At 44.7% G+C, this 1249-nt stretch carries 1 protein-coding gene; it reads left to right on the top strand.

What is annotated here, in order from left to right; genetic code table 11:
• On the top strand, positions 1–1249 hold a 1249-nt coding region (locus tag E2R51_RS20530; RefSeq protein ID WP_133378735.1), incomplete at both ends, for a tandem-95 repeat protein.

The following is a 1249-nucleotide window of genomic DNA, read 5'->3' as shown; positions in this document are numbered from 1 at the left end:
GACAAAGCGGCTAATGGTTCTGTGGTAGTAAACGCTGATGGCAGTTATAGCTACACCCCAAACAAAGACTTCTTTGGTACAGACAGTTTTACCTATACCATCAGTGATGGCAAAGGCGGTGTGATCACTCAGAAAGCTTCTGTGACGGTTCAAGGTGTGAATGACGCACCGGTATCAACCAATACAGCTATTAAAGCAGTCGAGGACACCGTTGCCACAGGCAAACTATCACCAGCAACCGATGTTGATGGCGATAAATTAACTTATGCGCTAGCAGATAAAGCAGCCAATGGTTCAGTAACTATCAGTTCTGATGGTAGTTATAAGTACACGCCAAACGCTAACTTTAACGGCAGTGACAGTTTTACCTATACCATCACTGATGGCACCGAAACCATTACCCAAACAGCAACTATCACTGTTGCTGCAGTCAATGATCTACCAGTATCTAAAAACACAGCAATTAAAGCAGTGGAAGATACGGTTGCAACTGGCAAACTATCTGCCGCAACCGATGTTGATGGCGATAAGTTAACTTATACGCTAGCAGACAAAGCGGCTAATGGTTCTGTAGTAGTAAACGCTGATGGCAGTTATAGCTACACCCCAAATAAAGACTTCTTCGGTACAGACAGTTTTACTTATACCATCAGTGATGGCAAAGGCGGCGTGATCACTCAGAAAGCTTCTGTGACGGTTCAAGGTGTGAATGACGCACCGGTATCAACCAATACAGCTATTAAAGCAGTCGAGGACACAGTTGCCACAGGTAAACTATCACCAGCGACCGATGTGGATGGCGATAAATTAACTTATGCGCTAGCAGATAAAGCAGCCAATGGTTCAGTAACTATCAGTGCTGATGGTGGTTATAAATACACACCAAACGCTAACTTTAACGGCAGTGACAGTTTTACCTATACCATCACTGACGGCACCGAAACCATTACCCAGACAGCAACTATCACTGTTGCTGCAGTCAATGATCTACCAGTGTCTAAAGACACAGCAATTAAAGCAGTGGAAGATACGGTTGCTACTGGCAAACTATCCGCTGCAACCGATGCTGATGGCGATAAGTTAACTTATGCCTTAGCGGACAAAGCGGCTAATGGTTCTGTGGTAGTAAACGCTGATGGCAGTTATAGCTACACCCCAAACAAAGACTTCTTTGGTACAGACAGTTTTACCTATACCATCAGTGATGGCAAAGGCGGTGTGATCACTCAGAAAGCTTCTGTGACGGTTC

It is taken from the genome of Jeotgalibacillus sp. S-D1 (genome assembly GCF_004358665.1).
Taxonomy (GTDB): Bacteria; Bacillota; Bacilli; order Bacillales; family Jeotgalibacillaceae; genus Jeotgalibacillus.
This window is presented reverse-complemented; position numbering and strand designations above follow the sequence as displayed.